At 43.5% G+C, this 8,159-nt stretch carries 7 protein-coding genes and 1 other annotated feature; of the genes, 1 reads left to right on the forward strand and 6 read right to left on the reverse strand.

Annotation, left to right across the window (positions count from 1 at the left end):
* Positions 1-92 precede the first annotated feature (92 nt).
* From serS to guaB, 5 genes are all read right to left on the reverse strand, one after another.
* Positions 93-1,370: a serine--tRNA ligase gene (gene serS / locus BBA02S_RS19185; protein ID WP_041102118.1), complete on the reverse strand. Its 1,278-nt coding sequence runs from the start codon at positions 1,368-1,370 to the stop codon at positions 93-95.
* Positions 1,371-1,421: 51 nt separating this feature from the next.
* Positions 1,422-1,639: a binding site (T-box leader), on the reverse strand.
* A gap of 201 nt (positions 1,640-1,840) precedes the next feature.
* Positions 1,841-2,428, reverse strand: a complete 588-nt coding sequence (gene pdxT, locus BBA02S_RS19190) for a pyridoxal 5'-phosphate synthase glutaminase subunit PdxT (RefSeq protein WP_041102116.1) — start codon at positions 2,426-2,428, stop codon at positions 1,841-1,843.
* Positions 2,429-2,445: 17 nt separating this feature from the next.
* A complete protein-coding gene (pdxS, locus tag BBA02S_RS19195) occupies positions 2,446-3,327 on the reverse strand; it encodes a pyridoxal 5'-phosphate synthase lyase subunit PdxS (protein WP_041102114.1) in 882 nt (293 codons plus the stop codon).
* 147 nt (positions 3,328-3,474) lie between these two features.
* The gene (locus BBA02S_RS19200) at positions 3,475-4,848 is read right to left on the reverse strand and encodes a serine hydrolase (protein ID WP_082028287.1); all 1,374 of its coding nucleotides are present in this window, start codon (positions 4,846-4,848) and stop codon (positions 3,475-3,477) included.
* Between the two features lie 131 nt (positions 4,849-4,979).
* On the reverse strand, positions 4,980-6,446 hold the full coding sequence (gene guaB, locus BBA02S_RS19205) for an IMP dehydrogenase (RefSeq protein ID WP_041102110.1): 1,467 nt from the start codon (positions 6,444-6,446) through the stop codon (positions 4,980-4,982).
* Between the two features lie 107 nt (positions 6,447-6,553).
* Here guaB and BBA02S_RS19210 point away from each other — a divergent pair, with 107 nt between their 5' ends.
* The gene (locus BBA02S_RS19210) at positions 6,554-7,513 is read left to right on the forward strand and encodes a YaaC family protein (RefSeq protein ID WP_041114632.1); all 960 of its coding nucleotides are present in this window, start codon (positions 6,554-6,556) and stop codon (positions 7,511-7,513) included.
* A gap of 20 nt (positions 7,514-7,533) precedes the next feature.
* On the opposite strand, the gene BBA02S_RS19215 is transcribed toward BBA02S_RS19210, so the two are convergent.
* Complete coding sequence (locus tag BBA02S_RS19215) at positions 7,534-8,010, reverse strand: glutathione peroxidase (protein WP_041102108.1); 477 nt, start codon at positions 8,008-8,010, stop codon at positions 7,534-7,536.
* Between the last annotated feature and the right edge of the window lie 149 nt (positions 8,011-8,159).

Raw genomic sequence — 8,159 nt, forward strand, 5'->3', positions numbered from 1 at the left:
TATCGACAAGAATTAATTTAACATATCTTTATTTGTTCTGTCAACAGCATTTTTAAAACCAGAAGAGAAAAATTCTCTTCTGGTCTACATCGTTAATTAGAGATCTTTTCTTGCCCTCTCATGTAAGGACGGAGCACTTCAGGAATCATGACACTGCCATCTTCCTGCTGGTAATTTTCTAAGATAGCAGCTACTGTACGGCCAACAGCTAAACCGGAGCCGTTTAATGTATGCACATGCTCAGGCTTGCTGTTTTTCTCGCGACGGAAACGAATGTTTGCCCGCCGTGCCTGGAATGCTTCAAAGTTACTGCAAGAAGAAATTTCACGATAGGTTTCCTGTGTCGGAATCCAAACTTCAATATCGTATTTTTTCGCTGCTGTAAATCCTAAGTCTCCCGTGCACATGCTCATGACGCGGTAAGGAAGCTTCAGCAGCTGCAAGACTTTCTCTGCATGGCCTGTTAACTTCTCTAGTTCATTATAAGATTCTTCCGGCTTTACGAAGCGGACAAGCTCTACTTTATTAAATTGATGCTGGCGAATTAATCCGCGCGTATCCCGGCCCGCAGAGCCTGCTTCAGAGCGGAAGTTCGTGCTGTAAGCCGTGTAAGCGATCGGCAGCTGCTCTGCATCAAGAATCTCATCACGATGGTAGTTTGTTACCGGCACTTCTGATGTCGGAATAAGAAAATAATCTTCTTTTTCAATTAAAAAAGCATCTTCCTCAAACTTCGGCAGCTGTCCGGTGCCTGTCAGACTCGCCCGGTTCACTAGATAAGGCGGCAGCATTTCAGTATATCCATGCTCTTCCGCATGCAAATCAAGCATAAAGCTGATCAACGCCCGCTCAAGTCTCGCTCCCATGCCTTTATAGAAAACAAACCGGCTGCCTGTCACCTTCCCGGCCCGTTCAAAATCCAGGATGTCCAGCTCATTGGCAATTTCCCAATGCGGCTTTGCTTCAAAATTAAACGCAGGCACTTCACCCCACGTGCGCAATTCAATATTATCATCCTCAGTTTCGCCGACCGGCACGCTTTCATGCGGAATATTGGGGATAGTCAGCAGCAGATAGTTTAATTTTTCTTCTACCTCATTTAACTCCTCATCCAATTGCTTAATGCGGTCACCCACCTCGCGCATTTCCTTAATTAAATGATCAGCATCTTGCTTTTCCCGCTTTAACTGGGCTACCTGCTGAGAAACGCTGTTTCTTTTGCTTTTCAATTCCTCTGTCTCAACGAGCAGTTCACGCCGGCGCTGGTCCAGATCCTCAAAATGATCCAAGGCAGATAAATCCTCACCCCGGTGCTGCAAACGATTTTTCACTTCTTCAAAATGGTTTCGTAAAAATTTAATGTCTAACATAGATCATGTCCTCCTTTTTTCTTTTTTTGCATACAAAAAACCCGTCCCTAAAAAAGGGACGAGTTAGACCCGCGTTGCCACCCTAGTTGAAAGCCAACACAACAGCTTTCCACTTAAAAAAATAACGGTTTTTCCGTAAACGCCTACTACAATCATGGTTCAGCGTTTCTCTCAAGGACGGATTCACAAGCGTCTTCCTCCGGTTCGCACCATCCACCGGCTCTCTGATCGAATAACCACCTGTTACTAGTTCCTCTCATCGATTTCTGTATGAAAGTGATATAAATTAATGTACTACATTCTTATAACTCGTGCAAGTACATGCTTATATTGCACAAAAACGCGAAAAAGCAGCTGCTTTTTCGCGTTTTTGTTGTTGGCTCTGTTAAGTAATATCGCTGATGTTTCTGGAAGAGCCGCCATCCTTCTCTCCTGTTCATGAACGTAAAAATCATAACAGAGCCTTTTCGTTACACATGAATCAGTTTCGCTTGTTTCACCATTTCGACAAAGTAGTTTGTCAGGCTGTGATCGTCCGTTAATTCCGGATGGAAGGAGCAAGCCAGGAAGTTGCGATCTTTGGCGGCTACGATCCGGCCATCATACTCGGCTAAAACCTCTGTTTCTGCTCCAACGGATACAATATGAGGCGCGCGAATGAAAACTGCTGTGTAAGAATCCGCTACTCCTTTAATCGGCAGATCAGCTTCAAAGCTTTCTCTTTGCCGTCCGAAGGAATTGCGCTCTACCACAATATCCATTAAACCGATATGCGGCTCATCATAGCCAACGATCTTATTGGCTAGCATAATTAAGCCGGCGCATGTGCCAAACATTGGTTTGCCTTGACGCCCGAACTCTCTGAGCGGCTCCATAAATCCGTATCTATCGACAAGCCGGCGCATCGTTGTGCTTTCACCGCCCGGAAGAATCAGTCCATCCAATTCATCAAGCTGCTCCTTTTTTTTGACAACGATGCCTTCAACCCCTGCTGCCTCAATTGAGCGGATATGTTCACGAACAGCTCCCTGAAGTCCTAATACTCCAATTTTCACCATATGATCCGCCCCTTTTATTACCAGCCGCGGTCTTGCATACGAGCGGCTGGTTCCAATGTAGAAATTTCAATCCCCTTCATAGCCGTGCCAAGGTCTTTGGAGAGTTCAGCGATTAATTTATAATCTTGATAATGAGTAGTTGCCTCTACAATGGCTTTAGCAAACTTCGCCGGGTTATCTGATTTGAAGATTCCGGACCCTACAAAAACCCCGTCTGCTCCAAGCTGCATCATAAGAGCGGCATCGGCTGGAGTCGCTACACCGCCGGCTGCGAAGTTAACGACCGGCAGGCGGCCTTCACGCTTGATCTCAAGCAGAATCTCATATGGAGCTCCCAATAATTTAGCTTCTGTCATTAACTCATCTTCACTCATGTGAACCACTTTGCGCACTTGGGCATTCACTTTGCGGATGTGGCGAACCGCTTCGACGATGTTGCCTGTTCCCGGCTCTCCCTTTGTGCGAAGCATAGCAGCCCCTTCACCAATACGGCGGGCTGCTTCGCCTAAGTCGCGGCAGCCGCAAACAAATGGAACTGTAAAATCGCTTTTTAACAAATGGTACTCTTCATCAGCTGGTGTTAATACTTCACTTTCGTCAATGTAGTCGACACCCATCGCTTCTAAGACACGCGCCTCTACAATATGGCCGATGCGGGCTTTAGCCATAACCGGGATAGTCACAGCCTGCATCACTTCCTCCATGATGCGCGGATCAGCCATGCGGGCTACGCCGCCTGCTGCACGGATATCAGAAGGAACGCGCTCTAAAGCCATAACAGCTACCGCGCCGGCCTCCTCCGCAATCTTTGCCTGCTCGGCATTCACAACGTCCATGATGACGCCGCCCTTTTGCATTTCTGCCATTCCGCGTTTTACACGATCTGTACCTGTGTTCATTCTCTTTTCCCCCTATAGCTTTTGTAATAAGTATTTATTTTCCTCTTAAACATGCAATTTTTTCACTAGTTTAAAAATTTTATGTTTTGCTTAAATATTAATAAACACGAAAAATCACCTTCTGTCAAGATCAGAAGGTGATTTTTATTAAAACCAACCAGTTACTGTATCCGTTAACGCTGTCCAAATCCCAGAGAAGAAGCCGCCAACCGCTCTCATTGATAAAACAAACCAATTTGCTTTTTCTACTTTTTCTGCTGTTTCCATTGGCACTGCAGCTTGCTTTCTCTCCCCATCGGCGATATATTTCAATTCAGAACCATTTTGAGGCGTCAGTGTCACAAAACCAACCACTTTGTCTTTTTTTAACGGAGCTTTCAGTTTTTCGACTCCACCAATTTCCGAACCTTTTAAATCTAAATTAATTTTATAGTTCGGTTTTTCGCCTTTTTTCGTATAAACAGCCAATTCCTTGCCAGCTCTGATAGCTACTTGCTTTTCTTTTCCTTTGGCTACAGGAGCAGATTCGTAGCCTTTAACAGTCGCGCCTTTCTTAATCACTTCTGTGCGATCTAACTGATTAAAGCCGTAATCAAGCAGTTTCTTCGTTTCCGTGAAACGGGCTTTCGGGTTTCCTTTTCCCTTTTCATCGGTGGCGTTCATTGCCACGCTGATGAATTTTTTCCCGTCTCTCTCAGCTGTTCCTGTAAAGCAATAACCGGCAAAGTCTGTTGATCCTGTCTTTAAGCCTGTCATTCCTTCGTAACCGAATACTAAAGAAGGAAGCATCCAGTTCCAGTTTTCCATGTTTGTTTCGTCATCGGTGCCTTCGCGGAACTTCTTCTTTGTCACACTGGCTGTTTCGAGTACTTCAGGGTACTCTTTCACTAAATGAAAAGCTAAGGTCGCCGTTGTTTTGGCCGACATCATATTCTCATCTTCCGGCTTGCCAGGGCTTGGGTGCATGCCTTTTAAGTCCTTATTGCTTAGCCCTGAAGCGTTTACAAATTTATATTTTTCCAAGCCAAGCTCTTTGGCCTTTTTATTCATTAATTTCACAAATTCGGCTTCGGATCCGGCAATTGTTTCTGCGAGTGCGATGGTGGCCGCATTAGCGGAATAAATAGTCATCGCTTCATACAATTCCCGAACATTGTACTTTTCTCCTAAGCGAAGAGGTACGTTGGATAAATTACGATCTTGCGAGACTTTATAGACATAATCACTCACCGTATACTCTTGATCCCACGATACTTTTTTCTCTTTAATGGCTTCCAAAAGCAAATATTCCGTCATCATTTTTGTCATGCTGGCAATACCGAGCATTTGGTCTGCGTTTTGCTCGTATAATATCTGTCCAGTCTCTGAATCAACTAATATAGCAGCAGCGGCATTTACCTTAAAAGATTCTTCTGCTTGTACACTCGAAAGCGGCTGAAAAAGACTGGCCACTAATAATAAACTGAGCATAAAAGCGATTCCTTTTTTGAATATTTGATTCCTCACTAATAAACCCTCCATCTTTTATTCACACATTCGTTATTGTAACACAAACATCTTTTAGAAATATAGAAGAGAAATGGCTCAGTTTTTTCCTGAAAAACCAAAAAAGCTGTATGAAAGGAGCAATCTCCTTCCATACAGCTGGAAAATTAAGATAAAGAATAGTTCGGTGCTTCTTTCGTAATTTGAACATCATGCGGATGGCTTTCTTTAAGGCCAGCGCCTGTCATTCGGATGAATTGAGCATTTTCACGCAAGTCCAGAAGGCTTTCTGTCCCACAATAGCCCATGCCGGCCCGCAATCCGCCCATTAATTGATAAATGGTTTCAGACACAGGACCTTTGTAAGGAATACGGCCTTCAATGCCTTCAGGAACAAATTTTTTCGCATCTTCTTGGAAGTAGCGGTCTTTTGATCCTTTTTCCATCGCCCCGACAGAACCCATGCCACGGTAGACTTTAAACTGGCGTCCTTGATAAATTTCTGTTTGGCCTGGACTTTCTTTTGTGCCTGCCAGCAAGCTTCCAAGCATAACCGCATTTCCGCCGGCTGCCAGTGCCTTCACGATGTCTCCTGAATATTTAATGCCGCCATCAGCAATGATTGCCTTGCCTTGTCTGCGTGCTTCTGTCGCGCAATCATAAATAGCTGTAATTTGCGGAACCCCTACTCCGGCTACCACACGTGTTGTACAAATAGAACCAGGACCAATTCCCACTTTTACAACGTCGGCTCCGGCATCAAATAATTCCTTCGTCGCTTCAGCTGTTGCTACATTTCCGGCGATGATATTTAACTCAGGATAAAGGGAGCGTATTTCTTTGACCGTATCGATGACTCCTTTTGAATGTCCATGCGCTGTATCGACCACAATCGCATCGACATTCGCCTTTACAAGCATTTCTATCCGCTTCATTGTATCCTTCGTTACACCGACTGCTGCCCCTACTAAAAGACGTCCTTGACGATCCTTAGCAGAATTAGGGAACTCGATTACTTTTTCAATATCCTTAATAGTAATTAAGCCCTTCAGCTTGCCTTGTTCATCTACTAGTGGGAGTTTTTCAATCTTGTACTTTTGAAGGATTTTTTCCGCTTCTTCTAAAGTTGTGCCTGTCGGAGCAGTAACAAGATCTTCTTTTGTCATAACATCGCTGATTAAAATGGAATAATCCTGAATAAAACGCAAGTCGCGGTTTGTTAAAATACCAACAAGCTTTTGCTCTTCAGCGTTATTTACAATCGGCACACCGGAAATACGGTATTTTCCCATTAAATGCTCGGCATCGAACACTTGATGCTCCGGTGTCAAAAAGAAAGGATCGGTAATTACACCGCTTTCTGAGCGTTTTACTTTGTCCACTTGTTCAGCTTGCTGTTCAATGCTCATGTTTTTATGAATAATTCCTAAACCGCCTTGGCGGGCCATGCCAATAGCCATATCAGCTTCTGTTACTGTATCCATTCCGGCACTGATCAGCGGAATGTTTAACTTTAATGTATCGGTTAAAGCTGTTTGCAGACTAACATCTTTAGGCAAGACGTTGGATTTAGCCGGCACCAATAATACATCATCAAACGTCAAACCTTCCTTTGAAAACTTATTTTCCCACATTTTATGAGCCTCCTGGTCGAAAATATTATTAGTAGGTTATCAATTGGACAAAATACTGTCAAGGTATGTTCAATATGTTAGATTTTTTAGAATATTCGGAGGTCGTTATGAACAATCAACTTCTTCACTCATTTGATCCGTTGCTGCCCTACCAAAATACAGAGGACGCCAAGAGTTTTTTGCAGGCATCCTATCGTTCCATCGCTTTGCCCAATGCGGAAGAGGCAGCCTATACTAACTGCCCGCGTTTTCTGTACAGCCTTGAGCACGGAACTACTTTCTTGAGCCAATCCAGCCATTCACCGCTGGCCATCCAGCCGGTCCTTATTTTCTACGGACTGAGCCATTATATAAAAGCTTGTTTGCTCGCTGTAGATCCTGCTTATCCTGCCACTGTTCATGTGCTGGCGCATGGCCTTTCTACCCGCAAAAGAAAAAAACAAAATTATTCTTTTTTAAAGGATGAGGTGCGAACACAGCGCCACGGACTGTTCAGCCACTTCAGCGATAAAATGTTTCATGTGAAACAACTGGAAGGCTCCAAATTAAATATGAACGATTTACTTGCACAAATACCGGAATTAAATCAAATATTTTCGTTTCAAACCGGGGAGGCTCCCTTTCATTCATTAAAAAAGGAAGAGAACGGCTGCTACAGGGTGACAGCACAAATTTTAGATGACTATCAGATGACGCAGAATCGTTTATCTGACTTCCTGTCCCAGAAAACAAATGGCAGCGTGGCAGTAGAAGGAGCGCATGAGAACGGGCTGTTGATCAGGATATCCGGTGAAAGACCCGCAGCGCCCTGCCGGTTTAATGCAAGAAACGGACAATGGATGCTTTCCCGCCGCAAAACAGCGGAAGCCTTCTATCCGGAGATCCTCATCTACTATGCCTTGCTTTATAATCTCAGCATGATTGCCAGGTATGAAACAGAATGGTGGTATGATTTGTTGAAACATGCTCCTGGAAAGGAATTTTCCTTAATCAAGCAGTTTTTGCACATTTCACATCACAAAATTCCATTAGTTATTGAACAATATTTAAATGAAAGAGGAAGTTGAACACCCCTTCTCATCATTCATTACAATAATTCTTGGAGATCTTTTTCTATCTTTAAAGGAGACGTTTTTGGTGCATACCGCTGCACGACTTCTCCTTCGCGGCTCACTAAAAATTTAGTGAAATTCCATTTAATTGTTCCCGTAAGCAGTCCAGATTGCTGGGCTGTTAAATAACGGAATAAAGGGTGAATATTTTTGCCTTTTACGTGCGTCTTTTGGAACATCGGGAACGTGACACCATAGTTCACTTGGCAAAACTCAATAATCTTCTCTTGTTCTTCAAACTCTTGATTCATAAATTCATCGCTGGGAAAGCCTAATATAGTGAATCCTTGTTCTTTATATTTTTCATACAGAGACTGCAGCTCCTTGAACTGTGGAGTAAACCCGCATTTGCTGGCAGTATTGACAATAAGCAATACTTGTCCTTGAAAATCGGCTATAGAAACGGGCTCGCCTTGACTATTTGTTACCTCGATATCATAAATAGTTTCCATGTGTTTTTCTCCTCCTTGATATGATCCGTTCATTTATTGTATCGCGCTTGCTATAGAAATGGCAAAAAAGAACAACCGATGCAAAGGAAAAGCAGGCTACTTTAGAAGAAAACAAAAAAAAGAACAGCTTCTGCTGTTCTTTTTTGGTT

The organism is Bacillus badius NBRC 15713 (genome assembly GCF_001591605.1).
Lineage (GTDB): Bacteria > Bacillota > Bacilli > Bacillales > Domibacillaceae > Pseudobacillus > Pseudobacillus badius.